Below are 21,816 nucleotides of genomic sequence, written 5' to 3' on the forward strand. Positions count from 1 at the left end.
ATTTTACTGGCTCTGCGCCGCAAGTAAAGCTTGAATCCTAGAATTTCCTAAGTTTTGATTTACCGGAGCTTTCGAAATTTCCTCTGCCGGTTCTTCGGAGCAATTACCTTGAACTTCTTGCAATTCACTGTTATCGTTAGATAGGAAATTTTCGGTTAAACGCATTTTTTCCTTTTCTAAAGCTGTACGTTCCGCGATACCGTCAATTAGCATAGCATTGCTTAACCCACTTTCTGGTTTTAGTGCTTTTGCCATTTCAACAATATTATCTCTGCGGTAATCCTTCTCAGCTTCCGCTTGCTCTTCAATTGGCCTATATTGTTCTCGTTCAAGTCCAAGAACTTCTTGAATATGCTCGTATTCATCCCATGACTTATCAAGAGCACTAGGATCCGAATTGATCATTCTGAGCTCAAGGTAACCGTCTCCATTATCTCCTTTTAAAACGACTTTATCTCTAATTCTGGGATCATATGCGATGTTTAACTTTTTTCCCATACGTGGATTACCGTCTACGAACCACCCTTCACGTATAGCCTGTTCGCATTTAAAATGTAGTCCCTTAAACTTAATGCCCAAATTCGTTATTCTACCTGACTCAGTTGGTAAAAGGTTAATTTTTAATGTTTCTTCATCGAAGCTTCTGAAACAGTGCCCTTTACGTTTCATCCCCCACTCCAGCAACTCACGTGGAATAGGCTTCACTCCATCAGCTATCATATCGTCATCTAGAGAATAACCCTCCATATAATGATAGTTGTTATGCCAAATGGCTAAATCATACATGATTTGCGAAAATTCTTTAAGTGTTAATACGGCCTTTGTTCTAGGATCTGGATCTCCTCTACGCCGCATTTCAATTGAAACCTCTCCTGGCAATCTGGAAATAACTTCGACATTATAGACATTAAAAAAACTTTCTACAAGCGCTTTCCAATCTGCGCGATACGGAGCCATGTACTCAATATCAACACCCAGAATATTTCGAAGACCAGTAATTTTAGTATTTAACAATTCACCTCTATCTGCAGTAAATTGACGAGGCAAGCAAGCCAATGACCATTCATCTGGCTTAATTGTCATACCACTACGTTGACATAAATCTACCTTTGATGAGCCTGTGTTATATATGGCCATAGCAGCCCCGATATAGGATCTCTCAAACCCTATATAAAGCCCTGCAATATAGTGGCTAAATAAATCAATAACAGAATAAATTACTGGCCTTCCAATGGGTAAGTAAGCGCGATAGCTACTTGCCAGATAAGTATCCGCTATAGTTGAGTCAATATGAAATATTGAACCTGGAATCAAAGCTTGTTTCGTTTGATTCCCAATTTTAGCTCTCTTATCAAGATTGTGCCTCCGCTCTCCAATCAGGGCTAGTGAATTACCAATAAAGTTTGCATTTTTAAATTTATTAACATGGTAATAAAACGTTTTAAACAAAGGTCGTTCTTCTTCAGGTAAGAGATTCGGTTTGGTTTGACCATTGTTCTCCTCATAATGACTAATAAAATAGGTTCTAAGCATTTTTTTAAAGGCTTTCCTTAATGAAAGCTTTTCTCTAAGGTGGAATTGTCTATATGCAATCAACATATATTTATGAATGGTTGCATCTGTATTTACTCCGACTTTTTCAGGTTCAAGCTTTGTAATCTTACGTTTTCGGCCTCGTTTTTTTGTGGTTTCAGTAGCCAATTTATCACTACCAGGTCCCCCACTTTTGTCGTATCGATTAAGTAATCCAATTTTTAGCTTCCCTAATTTCCAATATCTTTTTAGGAGCCGATGCACCTTAGGAATAGAATATGAAGACTTGGCTTTGCATTCTGTTACCATAGGTCCGCGATACTCACTCATGAAGATATAAGGTTCGTTTTCAAGATACTCCTTCAGGAAGTTCCAGGATTCATCTATCTCTCTTTTTCTTTCATCAGGTAAGAGATCGTATGATTTCTTTTCTACTTCTGTGATATACTTGACAATTCGTGCTTCACCATTTTTTAGTGCTCTTGTTACAATCTCTATCGAACGTTCAAATGGAAAGTCATCCTTATTTAAATCAATCACATGCATTCGATCAGTTTTATGCTCTAAATATAGAATACGCTCGAAAACTGAATTATTTGCTTCAAATGGTGCCCATTGAACAACTTGATTAATAGTCACAATTTGCATTAGAAATCCCTCTCTTAGCTGGTAATGAAATGTTGACTTGTTTACATGGATTAAATAGTTGATCCATATCTATCATCAATCGCTTATTTGCAATCAGATGCATCAATAGTGTAATACTTGTACTTGCTGAAACATTGAAATGTTTATCCATTGCATCCGTGATATCAGCTAAGATTTTATTGTTTCCTGGCAACAACTTTATCAACTTTTCTTCCATAGTCTTCAAAAATGACTCGTCAACATTCGGAAATAATCCGAACTTGCTTCTTAACTTATGAAACATTTGTACATTTTGAATTTTGGGAATGTGAATAGAGTTTTCTGTCACAACATTCCACTCCACTCCTCTTCTTGACCAATAAATCTTCTCAATCATTTGCTTCTCAGCATTCCTTCGCTTTTGAAGCGCATCTTCATATTTAATTGATCGCGCTTTAATAACTTGACCAAATTGAGTTTTCTGAGTAATAACATTATCGGTCGTCATAACTATTTCAACCTTTGTTTTTGGGTCAGTTGGATGCTTAACTCCAAGCTCCGCAGCTATTGACTGTGTTTCTTCTCTTGGTAACAGCGGAAACTGTTCTCTGAAATCGAGGACTTCGTCATCCCATTCCAACAAATAGAAATACATTGCTTCTAACAATGATAAGAAGTGATGGTCGCGTCCTACTGTCCAGCTATATCGAATACTTGATTTGCCAATAGAAGGAACCTCGTGTACAAGAATCCACGGTTTATAGTTTGTACCTATTCCGCTTCCTCTTCCTTCTTTCAGTCGCTTCGCTATGGTATTCTCATCAATTGCATACTTGAATTTAGCCATATTTACGACACTCCGTTCGCTTCGATTTTGCAATTGGCATATTTTTCCCAAGCAAAAAAAAATTATTCTTTTTTAACAACTTTCATCGTAATTCTGGCTCTTGACTCTAACTAACTCTTCAACCTTCCACTCAAGCGTTCGCATGTATTCAATCATTTGTGCCAATGTCTTTTGTGTTACAAATCCAGGAGCAACTGACTTTTCAAAGGATAATTTTTTTTCGAAATCATCACACTTCTTATGAAAGTCGAGTTTTCGCTCACTATTAAACTTTACAAGTAGCTTAAGAAATTGTTCCCAGCATTCGGCTTGACTGTGTAAGAGAATTAATTTGTAGTAATGATTACAGTTGCTTGTAAATGGGTAATCAAAATACTTTTTATTTCTACTTATATTGGCATCCATTATCTTTATTTTTTCTTGTACTACATTCATGAGTTCTTCCACTACCCTAACTCCCCCAATATTAAAAAGTAAACATTCAAAGCAGCTAGGCTGCAATATCTTGCGACTTCCTTTTACGTTAGATTTTTTCTGCTTTTTAATAATCACTTCATTATTCCGATTATTAAGCCTCTTGCGAAATTCAGAAACCGGTTCAATAATTTGTATAAGAAAAGCTGCAGTTTTGGGGAGCCGGGATAAATTCTCTTTGGGGGATCCTATATCCAATAGCTTCTGAAATTTTATGAAGGGATAAGCTTGCTGGTTAATCCATTAACTTTCTTATTCGGATGTTCGCTTCCCAAACGAGGTCATGTAATTCTTGATCTCTTTGTTCCCAGTTTAACTTCGGTTTATTTCTCCATTCTTTTCGGGCTTTTACTGCTATTTGATTGTTTGTCTTAAATTTAAAAATGCTCCAAATTTACTTCCTACAAGATGAATTGTCTGCTCTTTTAGCTCTATTAGTGAACCAAATAGGAAATTTTTTAAGAGGATATGCTTTAAGGTGTACTATGTAAACACACTGAATATACTCGCTCAACCATTTACTTGTTAAGTTGCATCCAATTAGCTCTAGAAAAGATTTTCTATAATACCTTTCAAAAAAGTTTTTTATTTTATCTCAAGTGCTTTTGTTCAGAAGAGAAGCCAGTAGAGACTAATTGTTTTCTATATGCGTTTCTCCAATTGCCAAATAACCACTTTTCCCAAAATTCTTGATTAATAAATAGATCTTGTATGCCCTTGCTAAGTTCTATAAATTCTGATTGATGCTCACTAATGCGACTACTCCACCCTTGATTTTGAAAGAACAAATCCGATCGACAGTTTGGACAATATTGTTTCAGAGCGCGAATCTTATGCTGATTAGGAGTAAATTGAAAATCGTACTTTTCGCAGCCAAACGATAGAATCCTAAATGCTCTAAACAATAATGGCTGCCAGGAATTTGATGCATGCGACGCCAATATGGCTCTCAGTGATTCTTTAGATCAAAATAAATACAATCAGAAGTGAATTAATTTTTATTGGGAGGTCGTGTGCAAGAACAGCATTTGCCCCAAAAATATCCATCATTGTTTTTTGAGCATTAGTATGGTATTGAGCGACTACGCTATATAACAATTCATCCGGATAGGAGGCTGGAAAAAAATCATGGGGAATAATCTCCTTCGTTATGAGATTTCCTTCGCGATTGAGCGGAAAACAAATTCAGCAATTTTAGTTGTGTCTGGAACTATGGCAGCAGTAAAGATTTCACCGTTGTAAATGACCCTGATTGTATCCCTCACTTCTTTTGTTTAAATTACCGGTACCATCCATACTCCGCGCACTGCAGCTTGATTAAACCATTGTTTTTCAACAGCTTTAGCACATGTGTAAAACGAATCATTGATATAAATACCCATTGTTGTGACTAATGCGAATGAAAAAATTTTCGTCATCTACGATCCACCTCACCATGAAATTTAGATTCTATTAAACTAGTAATAGTTATTACCAAAATTACAGAAATAATACTTTTGAATAGTATTTATAATTTTGCTATTTATACGGTTGTGTCTCATTCCCCCCTCATTGTCTACACTTTAAGCAGAGGTGTTAACAATGGGTGACATTCTAAAAGTCGTTGGAGCTCGAGTTAGAGATTTCAGAAAAGATAAGGGACTTACACAAGAACAATTAGCTGAAGTGTCAGGGTTCCATTATACTTACATCGGGGCAATAGAACGTGGGGAAAAGAATATTACTTTGCTTAATTTAGAGAAATTAGCAGTTTCATTGGATACTGAGGTTCAAGAGCTTTTTAGATATGCTGAAATTGATTTAGGTAAAGAAACGAGTAAACAAAGAGATCTTCAAGAAGTGCTCGATCTCCTGATTCGTCAGTCAAGTGAGGAAATTAAACGAGCGAAATTTATTTTGACTGAGCTTTACAGAAACAAATAATGTATCTGTATATACACTAAACAAGGCAGCAACCCTAAGGGTTGCTGCCTTGTTTAGTGTATAAATGTGGTTAAGCTCATGAGTGTATGAGCAAGGTGCCAGAAATTTTAGAACCGGATAGTTTTAGCTGTTGTGTACATCGTATTGAGGTGGACTGAAAATTGATCTAAAAGTTTTATTGCCATGATGAGCAACCTTGAAAAATGCATCATTTTACATGCAAATTTGTAACTTAACCCATAAGTTTGCCGTTTTGGAATGCTTATGCTTCCAATTTACCACGGCAAACTTATGCTTCCAAATAATAAATCAGATATGATATTCAAAGACTTCTATGTAGTTAATTAGATAATTCATTTGTTATTTACATTTTTTTCTATATATGTTCTAATCTAAATAGATAATAAAGAGACACCATTTATAGATTGTTCAATGATGGATACATTCTGGAGGGTCTTTAGTAATGAATAAAACGTTGTCTACCGATATAGAACTATTCGCCGCAGCATTATCACAAGTATATGTTGTTGTAAGCAAAGATGAAATGCTCGACAATGCTGGAATTATTCGCGAATATTGCAAGGATTTCGTGAGAGTCGGAGACTCATGGTTCGCTCGAAATACGTATCAATTCAATGTAATAATTAAATAACATATAACAGTAGTCTATCATTATAGCATTGAGCTAATCGTCGCCCTCTTTGTCTTGAGTAAAGACAATACATTTATTAGGCTTAAAAATAACGACGATATAATTCTCTCCTACGCTCACCGCGCAGTTGGGCGTAAATTTGAGTTGTAGATGCTTTCTCATGTCCGAGCATCCCCTGAATAAATTCTAAAGGTGCACCGTTATCTAACAATTGGCAGGCATAAGTATGACGGAATCGGTGTGGATATACATTCGCAGTAATATCACCACGTTTAGCAAGCTTTTTCAAAGACCAACGTATCGTTGGAATCGACAATCGACGGACAGGATTCGTTTCGGTGACAAACAATGCTTTACAAGTATCATTTCTGCTTTCCATGTACCTCTTAAGCCAAACCTTACACTCCGTAGTAAAATAAACCTCTCTTTGTTTGGATCCCTTACCATTTACAATAGCAGAACAGTTTTCCCAGTTGATATCTTCAAGGTTTATTTTCTGAACTTCTCCAACGCGGCATCCTGTGCAATATAGAAACTCTAATAATGCGTGCTCTCTATGAGATCGACAGGTAATCTTAAGATGAATTACGTCCTCTTCAATCAGAAATTTCGGAATTCGTTTGTCCATCTTTGGTTCTCTCAACTTAATAGACGGATTCCGAGTGAGATGTCCTTCTTCAAATGCAAAACGGAAAAGGGAACGCACAAATCGAATTCGATGGCCTAAACTACTAGGTTTTAATCTCTCTGATACCCTAGCCAAATAGTCTTTAAGTAAGACTAGAGATATTTCCTCTAGTTCAAGATCACCAAGATCAAGAACTAACATTTTTAATTGTAAAGCGTATGCTTTCATTGTGTGCGAACTAAATCCCAAAATACGTTTATCAGCTTCGTACAGCATCCACAGATCCTTCAAATTCATAATAAAAACCCTCCCAAGTTTTGTTAACTCTAGTTTTGCTAGAAATAGGAGGGTTTAATCTTATATTCAATTTTAAACTATCGATTACCGTCATCCGACTGTGCAACAAGTCAGCGAATTTTATTGAAGTAACGTTCTGCCGTTAGTTGAACGATTTTATCAGAAATATTTATTGTGATCTTTGCATTCTAAATCGAACAGATTCAAAAGTCATTAATAATGCCGCAATTAAAATAAACATAGGAATTATCGCAAGAAGTCCCAAACTTCCCATGTTCGGCTTCCATAAGGAAACTAGAGGCAAACTCAGAAGCAAACTAATATACATAAAAAATGCCTTCTGAGTGACTGATGAGATTATTGACAGTAAGCCCATAGGAATCAAAATTGCTGGAAGACCTCCTAAGTCTGACCCATTTTGAATCCTAATGATAATAAACAAAAATATTGTAATAGCTGAAGCAAGAAATCCAAAATATGAAGTGATTTTATTAATATTTATTTTACTCATCAATCTACACTCCTTTTTAACAATAATCCCCAAATAAATGACGCGTTTATACATATATTTGTTGCTGAAACCTGCCCTTTAGCGCAATGACGGCTGCCCTGCGGCAGCCGTTTTGTGTTGAAATATCTCGTATCCGTTAGTTCAATGCCAATCCCATTCCGAGTAATGGTGATTATTAGGCCCTGTTAGAGCCTCGCGAACGTGATGTAATCGACTTGGACTGGCTCTGCCGATTCGATCCGAAGTGCCCGGTTGAACTGTCCCCGGTGATATTGCCCATGTAAGAGGACCTGCAACAGGATGTCCCGGACGGACGTTCGGAACGGAACCCCGCTCTGGTTCGCATAGTCGATCATCTCGTCCAACTCGGATTCCTCGAGCCCTTCGATATAGACGCGATATTGCTCGGCGTTTTCTTCGAACATCGTCCGGATCTCCGTCAAGTCTTCCGCTTCCTCCCACAACGAATGCGCTGCCCTTGCCCTGCAATCGGGACAGCCAGACTCGTTCCGCGACCGCGACGTGCCGAACCAGTTTCAGAAGGTCCTTGTTCTTCGTCTCACTCTCCTCGAGCGCGTCCAAAATGCGTCCATCCGCCCAGTACAGGTGGTCCATCATGCACTTGATCGTCTTCATTGCGGTTTCCCCCTCTTCGTCTTATCGATTACTTGAACCTACTGTGTTAGTTAAGCAAACGTGCGGTTTTATCCTTTTCAAGCCCGTTATTTCCTTGCTATTATCATGAAGCGTTCCGTATTTGTCCTGATTCCCTTCTCTGTTTGATTTGATTCAATAAACTTTTTAAGTATTTCGAAATCATGATCAGTTTGCCCAAAGTTAGGAATAACAGGGGTGTATTTCAAAAAGAAGACCAAATCCTCGTAAGTTTGGAAATACTGCGTTGCATCATATTCAAAAGACTGAATATCGATAAAACCAGCTTCAGCTATCTCTTTAAGGTATTTATCTTTTAAGATACCTTTATTAGTTCCAAAACCCTGTCCTCTTCCGAAAGCTTGTTTAATGTTTAATTTATCATTTTCGCTTACCTGTTGAGTTAAGAATATACCATCATTCGCTAACACTTTTGAAATTTCATTTGCATAAAACTCACTGTGCCGACAGGAAACCACATTAAAAAAGGACATAGGAAAAGCAATATCTTCAGCTTCCATTTGTAAGAAGCGAATATTACCTTTATTTGATTTTTTTAAGTTTTCACTAGCTGACTGTATCATTCCTTCTGAATGATCAATGCCAACAAGAAGTAATGCAGCATCGGCAATAGATATTAAAGCTTCTCCACCACCTGTACCAATATCAAGCAATAAATCGGACTTATTGCATCTCTGAGTAACTTCATAAAGAAAATCCCATTGTTCCCCTTCAGAAGTAGTTCTTAATTTACTAAAGTCCCAACCGTTTAATTTTCCAACCTTGTCGTAAAAATCCTTGTACTCAGACCTATTCATACTATGTCCTCCATCTTAAAATGAGATAATAAAAAGCCAAGAGCTGGTTGTGATTGAATAGGAGCAAACGAAAATTCATTTGTTCCGTCATTCAATCATTTCAAGTGCCCTTGGCTAAAATATTTTGGATATCAGCCCGACACCGTTCAAGCATTAGTTTCATGAGACCAAAAGGACAGAAAATCCCCTTTGGTAGCTGGTACGCGTTTTACCCAGCCCGCAAACTAATTACTTCGAACGATACGGAATGACATCCATTTCACCTCATTTGGAAGATAATTCAATTGTAAATGTTGTTCACCCTATATTCAAGCATATATTCAACATAACTGTCCGTTAGTTGAGCAAAGGCTGCCGATTTTGCCGGCAGCCTTTGCTTGATAGTGTATGTAACTAACGTTTCTCGATAGCTCAGTATTCCCAGAATAGCGTTTCGTGATCTAAGAAGGCTTCATTCAATTCGGATTCCCTACGATTCCTTATGTTTATAACCGTCCACTATTAAATCCAACTTTCCTGTTTCCGGGTCGATTACAAGGCCATGAACTGGAATGTGTTTTGGCAGGAGGGGATGGTTCTTGACCGTTTGCACGCTTCCTTTGACGGAATCTTCAACACTATCGAAACCGTGTAGCCACTGTTGCAAATTAATTCCGGAACTTTCGAGGGTGTCGATAGTTTCGGAAGATATGCCGTTCTCCTTCATTTTATTAATGGTTTCGCCAGGGTCAATACAGCTCATCCCGCAATCATGATGTCCTACCACAAACACTTCATCGGCATTTAATTCATATACAGCAACAATAACGCTACGCATAACGCTGCCAAATGGATGCAAAACAATCGCTCCAGCATCTTTAATGATTTTGGAATTTCCATCCTTAATATTTAACGCTCGGGGAAGAAGGTCGGTAAGCCTTGAGTCCATACAAGTTACAACAACCATCTTTCTATCTTTGAATCTAGAAGCTTTATATTTTTCAAATTCCTTCTTCTCTACAAACTCCGAGTTAAAATGTAACATATCATAAAGTCGGTCCAAGCTTCTCACCTCAATTTCTCTCTTGATATCTTATAATCTTATCATAACCTACGAAGCACCCTCAACATCCCAAACCTTATTCTTATTAGATGGTTTCGATAAATGAATCTAGTCCTGCAACATCCATGAAAAGAAAAAGAACCATCAGAAGCGCTACCAATACGCAACTGACGATACTGTCGTAATAATTGGTAATGTAGGGTTTTGAACCCCTGTCCAGTACTTTAATGTTGTGGTTTTGCAAGACTAGGGTTCAAAAAAGTGAACAATAGCTTGCCAAAACCACAATCCCTCGTGAAAGACCATAGGGGCGAAATAATTCCACTCTCCGAAATCTGGCAAATCGAACCTGCCGACATTGCAAGTAAATGTTCTATCGTAATGAGGGATTTCCAATCATTCTCCTGAATACCGATCAGGTGTCTGCTCTCTTAGCCATCATTCCATTATTGTCAATCATAGATCACACTCCGCTTTGGATATATTTACTCTATTCTACGTCATAACCAGGAACAAGGTAATGTTCGATTTTAACAGTTTGTTGGTCTTTGTCTCTCCCTACAAGCTACCATGCCATCATAAAATCTGTCATTCGTCACAGTATGCTACCAGTTAGCGTAACAATAATGCTCTTGCAATGGCTCTATCGGGAATGAGATCAAGTTCTTGTCATTGGGTTTTGACAAGAACTTGATCCCATAAAATAAAAAAGCCGCGATTTACGCGGCAATTAATGAGATAATGTTCTTGTCACCCGACAGATCATCATCATAAGTTCGAAATTTAACGGTAATACTTTTAATATAAACAAAAAAGGACCTGGATGTCCTTGCTTTCCTCACTTTACTTACTTTAATTCATTACCCCTTTGTGTTATAATTAACTTAATTATTCCAATTGAAACCAATTCACATATTGAAAAAGGTCTCATTTCTATGATGAAACTTTTTTAATATGTGAATTTTTGTTTTCTGGGAATGATCAGTTTAATAATAGGTGACCGTCAACATTTTGACGAAAATATACGCTAAGCCTTTAAACATGACCGCCTTGGCGTTTTTTCATACTCTAAGTCGAAGGGTACGGGCAGCCTTGGGTCTGAAAGAAGCTTTAAATTAAGCTTAGCGCCACCAAATACTAATAAAAATAAAGATGTGACCACATCAGAAAAGCGGTTTTTTATCAAAATAGATACACATGATTCGAACGTTAGTGTTGTTTTTTCGAGCATTGATGACATTATTAATTTTTATTCCAACAAACAGAGTTTACAGAGCAAAGTGGACGATCTGAACAATTTAAAAGGGTAATTCAGAAGAGTTCGTGGTTGATAATGACTTCCTGCATTTTTTCTTCATTTATCTATACTATTTGGGGTGCATGCCTTTTGCTCGCCTGTCTCGTTTACTTGGCCATATCAAAACGAATTCGTTTTGATATGTAATAGCTCAATAAAGGATATCTGAATAAAACACCCAATTTTGTGTCCATGTCCACCAAAAACACATCACCAAACGGACAAAAAAGGCCCTTTAAACTATTTTCCCTTTTCAGATCGTTAATGAGCCTACAAATCGAAACAGCGACAGCCAAGGACGAGAAAATAAAGTCCTAGACTGTCGCTGTTTTATTGAACTAACGTTACCCGGTAGTTCAATAAACATCTAATCATAATTGCTGCGTGCGATTTAATTTCCTTCTTCTAAATATCTCGACATAGGAACTAATCAATAATGTTAGCAAAACTCCAATAGTAAACGTGAAGTAGTTAAAATATAGTGTATTTGTGTATTGATAAAGCGGCCAGGGGAATGTAAAGACATCTTGGGAATTGCAGCGGTGTCTTTATTAACCTATAGTTTCCGTTAACATTCCTGTAGGTGTTAATAGATGGAACTTGCAGAAAAAAGGACGCCTCGCTAGGATGAGTATGTACTGGGTTGCAGCCCTCAGAACTCACCTTAGGAGGCGTTATTATGAAGTCTAATCCAATTAATTCTCAAAATCAACGTGTAGAACGAATCTCTACTACCACTCTGGTCATAGGCATCGACATTGCCAAGGAGAATCATGCTGCACAAGCCATTAATTTTCGAGGTATTGTCCTCACCAAGCGCCCTATTCTATTCTCCAATGACCTAGCCGGCTATGAGCATCTAGAACACAGTATTCGGAAATTACAGAAGATGTACGGCATGAATGACTTGGTTGTGGGAATGGAGAGCACCGGTCACTACTGGTTCAATCTTGCCAACTGGTTGGTTGGTCAAGGAATTGATGTGGCTCTTGTCAATCCAATGACAACCAAACGTAATAAAGAAAATAGAGATAACTCACCTTCCAAGAACGACCCAAAAGATGCTCTGGTCATCGCCGATGCGGTGAGTCGTGGGTTCTACACGCCCTTTTCTCCAAAGGATGAAGCATTCCGCCGGATACGGGTTATGGTTACGAACAGAGAGCACTGGGTTGTTAAATCAGGACGGATTAAGAATAGAATCCATCGTTGGCTCGATATCCGTTTTCCAGAATACAGACAAGCATTTGATGATATTTTTAGCGATCGTTCGTTGGCCTCTTTGCGCCGGTTTCCAGCCCCTTCTGACCTATTACAGCTAACTCCGGAGCAAATGGTACAGATCTGGGGTGAGTATATGGCCAGACCTGGCGGGGTGCGAGGTACGAACAAGGCTTTGGAACTTCAATCACTCGCTAGACATAGCGTGGGAGACACTACTGCCCTTGAAGAAGACAAATGGGAGCTGAGGCACCTCATCGAAGAGTATGAAAGGATCCGCCGAATTATTGACGAAGCGGACGAGATGATTGAAAAGATACTGCCTGAAATTCCTTGTTCTGATCTCGTTCGATCTGTCGGTGCTTCCGTTCCTGCAACGGCTGCCATATTGGCATTTGGCGGGGACTTACGTAAGCTGTCTCACGGAAATCAATTATTGCGCAAGGCAGGATTGAACTTAGCAGAACGAAGTTCAGGCAAGTATAAGGGGCAAATCAAGCTCACCAAACGAGGCAACTCGCTACTGCGCAAGCATCTCTACTTCACTGTGTTTCACCTGTTATCTTTCAATGAAGCGTTCCAAGCCATGCATACGCATAATACCGAAGTGAAACGAATGACGAAAATGCAGTCCATGATGAAGCTGATTGGGAAACTGGCCCGGATGCTTGTAGCCATGGCAAGAGAAGGACAAACATTCTCCATGGATAAGGCCCAGCTACCGTTAGCAGCATAAAAATTAAATCGTAACCCTGACACGTAGATTGGCTCATTCGCAGGATTTCACAAAGAAAGCACGGAGTACCGAGATTTTTACGCTTTAGGGCATAGACCCGTTCCGTTAACGTTGATCGGACTCCACACCTTGGATAGATAGGACGAAGGAATGTGAGGGCAAAGACCCGTCGAGATTTGGGAGAGTGAATCCCCAAGGATATTGTGGAGAGAAGCGTGCATCATAACTTTATTATGGAAGATGTTGTAAATACATCAACACCTTCTGTTCCCGCATGCGCTCTAACGGAACTGCCTGCCACACACTACCTAAACACCGGAACTCCTATTTAACATGCATTTTGAAATCCTGCGAATGAGCGAGCATTCGTGAGAAAATCCTTATTCTCTGAGGGAGCTTAATAGGACATTATTTTTTATCTTTCGGTTTTAAATAAGACTTAATAAATATTTGGTCTATCAACTCCAATATAAGCTAAAAGTGCCAAGCCTTCTCTAACTATTCTGCTCCGTTACTTTTATAAACCAAAAGAGGAGTTGCCTCTCTGTAAATTGGCATCTGCTTTTAAATTTCAAACCATTTATTCGAACTCTGTTTCGTTTATAAATAAAGATCGAAATTATTTTAGGAACAGGCGGCGAAGGTGGATAACTTGTAAAACATTTAAAACGAAAAAATGAAACCAAATTTGGTTTCATTTTTTTATATGGCAATTGTTGCTTCAATGCAATCATATATAAAATGGAGTCGAAGCTTTTCCCAACTTATTTTATCAACGCGTATTTGAACATCATCGGTCCAAAATCCGCGATTATTTCGAATTAAATCCATTCGTGACCGACCGTATATATGATTACGCTTGTGTCCTTAATCGCTGTGCCGTTTAAGATTCTTGCTCACCATTGTCCCGAAAGTTCTTGAGAAATTCCAATAATGCGATGTTGCTTTCTTTCTCAAGATACCACTCTTGTTCCCTGAATTTGCCATCTTAACGATTTCGATTTATTCTGTATTTAAATTGCCTATATTGAAAATATATAAGGCAGCCTATACAAAAGCCGCAAACAGATAATAAAGCTGCAACTGCAAACATATTCGCAAACAAATAACCCGCAACTTTCCAATGTAATGAAAAACTCAGTAATGAAATCGTAAGAAAAGTCATACCCAAAGAATTATTGAATCGCTGCAACTCAACAGCCTGAGTTTCAGCTCCCGCTATTTTTTTATGGAGAAAGGGTTTAGCGATCTGTATAAACAGGCTTGCTTTGGTTCCGAATAACAATCCTACAGCTTGAATGATCCATAATAGTAGAAGCAATAGCGGTTGTTGAATAATGGTAGCCAGTACGATAAACAAAACAACACCAACCTGATTGCTTTTAACCAAAGGCATGGGTATTTCCTTATTCATAACTCACTACCTACTTTCATCTGTTATTTATTACCATGATTATGCATCTTCCTAATCAGGTTAGCAAGATAATTTTAGAATTGCTTATCAACCTATGTTATTATTCAACAGCCGCTGGTAAAGCTCTCTTTAGCATGTTAGCCGTCTTTGCTGAGTTTGAGAGGAATATTATAGTAGAACGTACTAAAGCCGGATTAGCTGCTTCTAGGGCGCGAGGACGTAACGGTGGTAGACCAAAGACAGATACTAAAAAGGTAATACAGGCAATAAAGCTTTATGATAGCAAGGCACATTCGGTAGCTGACAAAACTTAGCGATTTGGCATTTTGGCTTCCAATGCCGCCATGGTTCGGCATAGCGTATTTCATAGAAAAAATTTTACTTTACGCCGCTCACCCCATCGTCTGATGGTACATACGTTTCCGCATGCTCTAACTTTAGACCTGTACATTCGGAAGTTCGTCAGTTCGCTTCTATGCGAGCATTCTCACCATATCCAGTTTTTCAGCCGCGCGACATATCCGTTGGCATACCTCAGCCTTCGTTCTGCCGAATCTACCTGTACTTCACACCTCATATTCTGTTAAACACGACGCATGCAGGAGTATTGGCGGGATGGTTTCGAGATACATGGTTCCGTCATTCCCATCCTTGGTTGTAAAGTTAAGATTACTCCATGTAATCTCCTGCTTTTCGCGCTGTCTGGCGCTTATAGCAGAACTTGTCGTACTTCCTCGTTAGTTAATAAGGCAACTGTACGCACTTACTGACCAAATACAACTACACTAATAAATAGAATAGCTCCAAAAAAAACCGAAGTCGCGAATATGAGAACGTCACTTTTATCTTTGTTTAGAATTGCTCGAATTGCAATTAAGAAAAACAACATAAAGAAAAAGGAAAGTAAAGCTAAGGCAATATCCACTTATTTCATCCCTCCGTTCTAAGTATTACTTCTACGAAATCAAAAAGGAGTCTACTTCAATGCAACTACCCGTTAGTTGAAAGACGGTATCTGATGTCAATGCCTTCCTAAAGATACATTCAAAAAGTTGTATTTACTCGTTTCGAATATCTAAAATATAAAACCCATAATATTCCTACAATAATTATAAGCATTAAGTCAAGAACATCATTGATTTCTTTATTTGACAAAAAGAAATCAATGATTTTAATTAGTATCACTATTAATTCAGTTTTGATTGTAATCAATGGTCCATTCTTGTTCTTCTTTAATAAATTAAGGCTATGTTAAATCTTAATGTTGATTTTTGTTCAAAAGAAAATCGCCCCTCTGAAAGGGCGGTTATTTAACTCTCGTTCCCATGTTGGTAAAGAGGAGTAATCATAATTGCTGTGCCTGACGTATCTTCCTTCTCCTGAATATCTCTACACACGAACAAATCAACAATGTTAGCAAAACTCCAATAGTAAACGAATAGAAGTTAAAATACAGTGTATTTGTATATTGATTTAACCAGCCAAATCTATAAATCACAGAATCTGGGGAATTTGGTCCCCCTCCCAGGTGATGGAGTAGAGAATGTATTAGATAACATTCACCATATACAGAAAAACAAAGTAAAGACAGTAAAATTACAGACAAAGTAGTAATGTTTTTTCGATGACGATAATATGACCCACCGACTTTATAAACGAATATTAACATGAATAAATACACGGGGACGGCAGGAAAGATGAAGAGTAGTCCTAAGTTTCCATTCCCTGAAATACCGTAACCTTCTCCTCTATATTCCAAGGTAAATAGATTGACGAGAAAAAATAAAACAATGGCTAGAAGCAAGGCTGAGAATAGTATTATCAAGTTAATCTTGGATTCTCTCCGCATATACATGACACCCCCTTTTAAAGATAAGTTCTGTTAAACTTTGTTGTTGATTACATTCAACTAACGGGCAGAAGAGTTTAACAAAGAGGGAGTTTTTAGGGGAGGATGCCATGAAGGTTAGGGATGCACGCACGGCGGCAGTCGATTGGGTGGCAAGCCACATCAGCCGAGAAGCAGGATACATGGGAGCGTACTTCAGCGGCTCGACAGTAGGGCTACCGGACGACACGGAGATGTCCGCCGGCTCCGATATCGACGTCATGGTCGTGCTGGACCGGAAGGACCTTCCGCTCAAACCAGGGAAATTGATCCATTTGGGAGTGCTTGTTGAGATCTCCTTTCTGTCCCGGCATCAGCTTTCGTCCGCTGAGGACGTTCTGACATCGTATCACCTTGCCGGCAGCTTCCGGACGGACACCATCATTGATGATCCCACGGGATATCTGCGAAGTGTGCAACGGGAGGTATCCCGCCATTTCGCGGAACGGGCATGGGTACGCCGTCGCTGCGGAAACGTGCTTCGGTCGATCGAGAGGGGGCTGGGGTCCATCGACCCCTCCGCGCCGTGGTACGACCAGGTTACGGCATGGCTTTTTCCGACAGGCGTAACAACTCACCTCCTCCTTGTTGCTGCGCTTCGTAATCCGACGATTCGATTGCGTTATCTAGCTGCACACCAAGTTCTTCAGGCGTACGGGCGCACGGACGATTATCCGCACCTGCTGAGGCTGCTCGGATGCGCCGACTTAAGTCCTCAGCGTGTCGAAGTGCATCTGAATGAGCTTGCCAGTACCTTCGATGCAGCGTCAGCTGTTGCAAGAACGCCGTTCTTCTTCAGCTCCGACATTACGGCCGCGGCAAGGCCGATCGTCATTGACGGGAGCCGGGAGCTGATAAGATTAGGCTGTCACCGCGAAGCAGTCTTCTGGATGGTGGCGACCTTCGCAAGGTGCCACAAAATTCTCGCTGCGGACGCCCCGGAACTGCAGCCCGTGTACGCGCCTTCCTTCGACGAAATGGTTGCCGATCTCGGCATTCGATCATGGGACGACATCCGGCAGCGCGCCAAAGATGTCAGCGATTTTCTTCCCAATCTTTGTGAAGTCGCGGAGGAAATTCTGTTGGCTATCCCGGAGGTAGAATAGCGTCCATGTGAAATACCATTTCAGGCACGAAGGTTCCCGACTCTCGTCAAAGAATTTCTTCTGGTTAATAAACAAATAACGAGCCATCATATGAATCGGTTATCCCGCTGCGCTAACGGGCACGAGTTGAATGACAGAAAAAAGCAGGCCAAGACTGTATTGTGAACTGTGACCCTAGTTGTGGACAGTTTATAAAAAACGACTTAGGCTTAGCCAGCAAGGAGATGACCTCTGAATTCGTCGGGGGTCATCTTATTTAACGTCCACTGATACCGCTCGGAGTTGTAGTAGGCTATGTAGTCAGCAACACATGCCTTTACCTCCTCAAAGGTCTGACATGCTTTGAAATCAACATCATCTTTCATATGCCCAAAGAATGATTCCATCGAAGCATTATCCCAGCAGTTACCTTTACGGGACATGGATTGCTTAAAACCGGCCTTCTTGATTTGAAGACGAGTTTTGTTGTGTGTGTAGTGCATGCCTTGATCGGAGTGAAAGATGGCTTCGGGATGTATGTTTCCATCAAGCCGTTCTAACAGGCGTTGAATCGTTTGTTCGACGAGCGGTAGCTCCAGTGTAGCAGCGAGGCAGTCGGCAAGAATTTGTCGGGTAGCCCCGTCTTTCACACACGAAAGATAGGCCCATTGTCCGCTTCCATACCGTAAGTAAGTGATGTCGGTGAGGAATACTTTTTCTGGTTCACCCTGATCAAACTGGCGCTCCAGAAGGTTCGGGAATGTCTGATGCTCCTGAGTTGCCTTGGCCATCTTCCGGTACGGATTGGCTTGGCGGATCCGTGCAACAAGATTGAACTTGCGCATAAGGCGGCGGATCTTCTTGTGATTCATGATAACGCCACTAATTTGCTCGAGACGCATCTTAATCACCAGAGCACCAGCTTTACCCCGCAGAGCGTCGAAGTGCTGCTTAATGAGAACGATGTCGCATTCGTCAGTCACTGTACGAAGCTGCCGATGCTGTTGGGTTTCCATCCACTTGTAGTAGCCGCTTGTACTTACCGCCGCGATCGCACAGAGATAGCGCGTCATACGCTTTAGCCCATGCGCTCGGATAGTATGATTGATGATCTCGTGGCGCTCGGAGGGCCTTAATGTTTCTTTCTCTGCCTTTCGAGCGCCTCGAGCTTTTTTAGAAGGTCTACCTCTGCTTCCAGAAACTTAATCTTGGCTCTCGCCAATTTCAATTCTTCTTCTGCAGACAAAGCACCAGTCTTCCTTCGTCCGGTACTGCCTCTGCCTCGCCGCTCTTCCTTGAGTCCCGACTCTCCAAATGTAGCGTAGGTATCGCGCCAGCGTTTTAAACTCTGCTTGGGTTTTTTATGACCAATGAGATCCAAGTCAAAACCAGCCTTAATGAATATCTCCGCAGGTGTTTCCCCTTCTTCATAGGCTTTAACTGCAGCTAATTTAAATTCAGGCGTATATGTAATATTCGTCTCCGATACATGCTGCACATTTGAATTTGTTTCTAACCTCCGCATGTTCTCTTCTGTGAATAACGTACGATTTAAATTCCCCATTTTCTTATCCCCGCTCCCTCACCATTACTCTGATTAAAACACAAAAGACCCACAAGAGGGGCACTTTTTTCAAAGTGTCCTTCTTGTGGGTCACAGTTCATTGTTCCAGTTTTGGACTGCTTTTTATGATGCTCCCACAAGAATACATTGAATACATGTAAACAATGTGCAGAGCCTTATATTTCAAGGGTTTTTCACGCGCTCGTTTAGATAACTGACACCACCCGCAAACACATGGATAAAAATGTAAGAGCCCTCCATGTCTGGAGAGTTCATTTTATGAGTAATAAATATTAAAATTGCAGCCTACCCTCCATAAATTATTGCTGTTCGAAAGACATAAGAACGTCCTTCAAACGCTCATCGAATGCAGCATCAAACGACGGAATTAATTCATCAATTCGTTGCTGAAATAGTTTAGGATCCTGAACACCAAGCTCCGCTCTTAATTGTTTTTCTTCTGGCGAACCATTATCATTCAATATCATGGTCAGTATTTCCGCATTAAAGAATTTGCTAGGAGGCAGAACCAAGGAATTCATCAAGAACTGTGTTAGATAAAATTTGCTATTACCATTAGTTCCTAATTCCATCGCTTTTTTTGTGAACAAGTCGATGTATTTCTGGGCGAATGAAACCCCCTTTATAGGCGTTGCATCAATATGCTCGACACCCTTCCATCGCAAATCAGCAATAGAGCTCAGCCACCAAGCCGGGTCGATGGCTTCTTGCATCCGATGTAGCACATGTCGCTCAAAATATGGCTGTGAATTGCGCCTCTGCTCTTCCAGACAATTTGCAATTGTTTCTGCTTCAATTGCAGCTACCGTCATTCCTTGTCCATAAATGGGGTCAAAGTTACAGAACGCATCTCCAAGAACAAGCAGTCCCGACGGCCAATTCTCCATTTTCTCGAAATGCTGCCGAATAGATTCAGGTGTACGATATCCGCGAGGGCCTTGCAAAGGTTCTAAATTACTTACAATCTTAGCAATTTCTGATGCATTTAGGTTTTTGAGTTCCTCTTGGAATTCATCCGGTTTAGTGGGAGGATAATGCTCACCACCTGCGCTAAACAGTAATGTTCCGGCTATATTATCTTCAATGCGCAATAGCATACCAGTACTTATTCCTTTAGCAGGTTGTGCCTCAGATATAACCGATCTCCACTCTTTATCCGCTTGCGGAGGAATTTTGTAGTACTGGGTACTATAGCCAAGAGATACCTTCAGCACCTCTGGATCCGGTACAGTATGACCGAGCGAATTCAACCATTTGATGACCTTTGAAGAGCGCCCAGCAGTATCGATAACCATGTCCGCTGTAAGCATACCTTCCTGTTTATTCTCGTTGCGCTTTTTTGTATATATGCCAGTAATCGTTTGACGGTCTTCAGAAGACATTAAACCTATAACCTCTGTATTTGTTAGGAAGTGAACATTATGGATGTTTTGTACACGGCGACGAAGCACCCATTCTAACAAAGCCCTGCTGCTCGAAGCACTGTTGATTAGAGGACGGTTTACAAGTGTACCGAACTGATTAACAAGAACCATCTCTTCGGCGTCTGAGGGATGAGCACCGTGGTCTAACAGATCATTCGTATAACCAGGGAAGTAGCGCTCTAGAATCATGTGACCGCGTGGCAGTACACGATGAGGATGGAAAGACTGTGGAGTACCTTGCCTATTGGCTGGTGCTGTCGGTAATTCATCGCGTTCAACAATATATACCTCTTTATAATACTCGGATAGCATTCTTGCCGTTATCAGTCCAGCGATTCCTGCCCCAATAACTACAGCTTTGTTCATGTTTGACATGATAATCATCCTTCCATTGTATTGCCAAGGGTTATTTTTCCTTCTACTGCTAATCTTAAAAAGGAACTCGGTATTGATCCTCCGTGATTTAAGGGGTATAGGGGGCATTGGGACAGAAATTGTTGTCAAAATCCTTAAAATCAAGGTAAAAGAGTTTTGATTCTCCCCTTACGCTGGCCATTTTTTGGAGATTGCATCAGCTATTCTTCGTTCAAGTGCTCTTTGAGTAGCTGAAGGAATAGATATTTTTTCAAAATAATCCGACCTGAATTGTTTTTTGCACTTCATTTGCAGGCGCCCCGCTGCGGGGCGCCGAGAACATCGACTCCTACTCATGTGAGTCGATCTGCGACGAGCCCGAAAGCGGTGTGGTGTCGAGGTATCTGACCTCGTAGACGCGCTCGGCGAACTTCCAGCCGTCCTCTGTGCGCTGGTAGCGGTCATGGTACACGGCGTAGTTCAGTCCGCTCCTGCCGTCGCGCAGGCGCGCGAGCTCTGAGATGTAGGCACGGCCGACTGCGGTATCGCCCTCGAGCTGGATCGTGCCCGGGTGCGTGGTTTGCACGAAATAGTCCCACTGACTCTGTAGCTGCTTGCTCCCGGCGCGAATCTGCTCCCGGCTAACGAATTCGACGACTTGGGAAATCCGCCACACGCCGTCCTCCGTGAACAATGACGCAAGGCGGTCGGGGTCGCGCATCATCACTGCGTCGGTGAATTCGCCGCGCAGCGCCTCGATCTCGAAGCGATCAACAATTCTTTGATAGTCACTCATTGGTTTTTCC

At 40.6% G+C, this 21,816-nt stretch carries 18 protein-coding genes and 1 pseudogene; 5 read left to right on the forward strand and 14 right to left on the reverse strand.

All coding sequences use genetic code 11. The features are described from left to right. Positions 1-3: 3 nt before the first annotated feature. The 4 genes from QFZ81_RS17970 to QFZ81_RS17985 form a co-directional block, all read right to left on the reverse strand. Positions 4-2,181, reverse strand: a complete 2,178-nt coding sequence (locus tag QFZ81_RS17970; RefSeq protein WP_307603798.1) for a hypothetical protein — start codon at positions 2,179-2,181, stop codon at positions 4-6. Beyond that, positions 2,162-3,007 (reverse strand): TnsA endonuclease N-terminal domain-containing protein, encoded by an 846-nt coding sequence (locus QFZ81_RS17975; RefSeq protein WP_307603800.1) that lies wholly within the window; start codon positions 3,005-3,007, stop codon positions 2,162-2,164. Before QFZ81_RS17975 ends, QFZ81_RS17970 begins: the two co-directional genes overlap by 20 nt. Before the next feature lie 72 nt (positions 3,008-3,079). Next, positions 3,080-3,454: a hypothetical protein gene (locus QFZ81_RS17980; RefSeq protein WP_307603802.1), complete on the reverse strand. Its 375-nt coding sequence runs from the start codon at positions 3,452-3,454 to the stop codon at positions 3,080-3,082. Positions 3,455-4,755: 1,301 nt separating this feature from the next. Continuing rightward, positions 4,756-4,899 carry a hypothetical protein gene (locus QFZ81_RS17985; RefSeq protein ID WP_307603804.1) on the reverse strand — a complete coding sequence of 48 codons (144 nt, stop codon included), beginning with the start codon at positions 4,897-4,899 and terminating at the stop codon, positions 4,756-4,758. Positions 4,900-5,062: 163 nt separating this feature from the next. Between QFZ81_RS17985 and QFZ81_RS17990 the strand changes: the two genes are divergently transcribed. Both QFZ81_RS17990 and QFZ81_RS17995 read left to right on the forward strand, forming a co-directional pair. Beyond that, positions 5,063-5,404 (forward strand): helix-turn-helix domain-containing protein, encoded by a 342-nt coding sequence (locus tag QFZ81_RS17990; protein ID WP_307603806.1) that lies wholly within the window; start codon positions 5,063-5,065, stop codon positions 5,402-5,404. A 463-nt stretch (positions 5,405-5,867) separates the two neighbouring features. After that, entirely contained in the window at positions 5,868-6,056 is a 189-nt protein-coding gene (locus QFZ81_RS17995; protein WP_307440860.1) for a hypothetical protein, read from the forward strand. Between the two features lie 82 nt (positions 6,057-6,138). Here the strand turns inward: QFZ81_RS17995 and QFZ81_RS18000 are convergent, their stop codons facing one another. The 5 genes from QFZ81_RS18000 to QFZ81_RS18020 form a co-directional block, all read right to left on the reverse strand. Beyond that, positions 6,139-6,981 (reverse strand): tyrosine-type recombinase/integrase, encoded by an 843-nt coding sequence (locus QFZ81_RS18000; protein WP_307440859.1) that lies wholly within the window; start codon positions 6,979-6,981, stop codon positions 6,139-6,141. Positions 6,982-7,150: 169 nt separating this feature from the next. Beyond that, on the reverse strand, positions 7,151-7,492 hold the full coding sequence (locus tag QFZ81_RS18005) for a hypothetical protein (RefSeq protein WP_307557864.1): 342 nt from the start codon (positions 7,490-7,492) through the stop codon (positions 7,151-7,153). Between the two features lie 141 nt (positions 7,493-7,633). Next, on the reverse strand, positions 7,634-8,128 hold the full coding sequence (locus QFZ81_RS37595) for a hypothetical protein (protein WP_483874667.1): 495 nt from the start codon (positions 8,126-8,128) through the stop codon (positions 7,634-7,636). An 86-nt stretch (positions 8,129-8,214) separates the two neighbouring features. Further along, positions 8,215-8,964, reverse strand: a complete 750-nt coding sequence (locus QFZ81_RS18015) for a class I SAM-dependent methyltransferase (RefSeq protein ID WP_307603807.1) — start codon at positions 8,962-8,964, stop codon at positions 8,215-8,217. 469 nt (positions 8,965-9,433) lie between these two features. Continuing rightward, a complete protein-coding gene (locus QFZ81_RS18020) occupies positions 9,434-10,006 on the reverse strand; it encodes a beta-class carbonic anhydrase (RefSeq protein WP_171690679.1) in 573 nt (190 codons plus the stop codon). A 1,976-nt stretch (positions 10,007-11,982) separates the two neighbouring features. Between QFZ81_RS18020 and QFZ81_RS18025 the strand changes: the two genes are divergently transcribed. Continuing rightward, on the forward strand, positions 11,983-13,260 hold the full coding sequence (locus tag QFZ81_RS18025) for an IS110 family RNA-guided transposase (protein ID WP_307603308.1): 1,278 nt from the start codon (positions 11,983-11,985) through the stop codon (positions 13,258-13,260). Between the two features lie 988 nt (positions 13,261-14,248). Here QFZ81_RS18025 and QFZ81_RS18030 read toward each other — a convergent pair. Continuing rightward, on the reverse strand, positions 14,249-14,674 hold the full coding sequence (locus tag QFZ81_RS18030; protein ID WP_307603810.1) for a DUF4395 domain-containing protein: 426 nt from the start codon (positions 14,672-14,674) through the stop codon (positions 14,249-14,251). 41 nt (positions 14,675-14,715) lie between these two features. On the opposite strand from QFZ81_RS18030, the gene QFZ81_RS18035 reads away from it, so the two are divergent. After that, positions 14,716-14,988, forward strand: coding sequence for a recombinase family protein (locus QFZ81_RS18035; protein ID WP_307606946.1), 273 nt, complete (start codon positions 14,716-14,718; stop codon positions 14,986-14,988). 730 nt (positions 14,989-15,718) lie between these two features. On the opposite strand, the pseudogene QFZ81_RS37415 reads toward QFZ81_RS18035, so the two are convergent. After that, positions 15,719-15,901 (reverse strand): annotated as a pseudogene (locus tag QFZ81_RS37415) (DUF2569 family protein); the annotation flags it as partial. Between the two features lie 732 nt (positions 15,902-16,633). On the opposite strand from QFZ81_RS37415, the gene QFZ81_RS18040 reads away from it, so the two are divergent. Then, positions 16,634-17,668 (forward strand): hypothetical protein, encoded by a 1,035-nt coding sequence (locus tag QFZ81_RS18040; protein ID WP_307603812.1) that lies wholly within the window; start codon positions 16,634-16,636, stop codon positions 17,666-17,668. Positions 17,669-17,877: 209 nt separating this feature from the next. Here the strand turns inward: QFZ81_RS18040 and QFZ81_RS18045 are convergent. From QFZ81_RS18045 to QFZ81_RS18055, 3 genes are all read right to left on the reverse strand, one after another. Then, positions 17,878-19,211, reverse strand: a protein-coding gene (locus tag QFZ81_RS18045) for an IS3 family transposase (protein ID WP_307440809.1) whose coding sequence is annotated in 2 segments (ribosomal slippage) — positions 17,878-18,824 and positions 18,824-19,211 — 1,335 coding nt in all. Because the reading frame shifts where the segments join, the coding sequence is not laid out codon by codon here. Between the two features lie 320 nt (positions 19,212-19,531). Beyond that, complete coding sequence (locus QFZ81_RS18050) at positions 19,532-21,031, reverse strand: NAD(P)/FAD-dependent oxidoreductase (protein WP_307603814.1); 1,500 nt, start codon at positions 21,029-21,031, stop codon at positions 19,532-19,534. A gap of 328 nt (positions 21,032-21,359) precedes the next feature. After that, positions 21,360-21,806: a YybH family protein gene (locus tag QFZ81_RS18055; RefSeq protein WP_307440811.1), complete on the reverse strand. Its 447-nt coding sequence runs from the start codon at positions 21,804-21,806 to the stop codon at positions 21,360-21,362. Positions 21,807-21,816: the final 10 nt, after the last annotated feature.

Source organism: Paenibacillus sp. V4I9, from assembly GCF_030817295.1.
Lineage (GTDB): Bacteria > Bacillota > Bacilli > Paenibacillales > NBRC-103111 > Paenibacillus_E.